This is a genomic window from Collinsella tanakaei (genome assembly GCF_016900375.1).
Classification (GTDB): Bacteria; Actinomycetota; Coriobacteriia; order Coriobacteriales; family Coriobacteriaceae; genus Collinsella.
The window spans coordinates 1-424 of record NZ_JACJKB010000054.1 but is presented as its reverse complement, the minus strand read 5'-3'; the positions used below and the strand labels follow the sequence as shown (position 1 = coordinate 424).

Annotated in this window: 1 rRNA gene; it reads left to right on the top strand. The window is 65.6% G+C overall.

Annotation, left to right across the window (positions count from 1 at the left end):
* Positions 1 to 312: 312 nt before the first annotated feature.
* Positions 313 to 424, top strand: a 16S ribosomal RNA gene (locus H6A16_RS10570); the annotation flags it as partial.

Here is a 424-nt window from a genome sequence, read left to right as displayed (position 1 = left end):
CGTACATTCCCGCCCCCGGCGCCCCCGGGGAGTGGCAATATATCTCCCTGCCGCGCGGGCGAGCACCCGCGGCGGGCACCTTGAGAACCGGATACAGCGGGCAGCGCCGATGAGGCGCTGCGACGGACAGTATAGGAAATTACCATCTAACCAAGCGTACTTGAGATCGAAGCCGGGGAGCGATCCCCGAGCCCGTCGATCCAGGCGAGAAGAGACGATGGATCCGATCGGCGTGATGCCGGACCGGGCAATCGGGCTCCCGGACGCTATGGGACGTACGGCGCCGCGGCTCACCGCGGCGCCCACCATAATTGGACGGAGAGTTCGATCCTGGCTCAGGATGAACGCTGGCGGCGCGCCTAACACATGCAAGTCGAACGGCACCCACCTCCGGGTGGAAGCGAGTGGCGAACGGCTGAGTAAC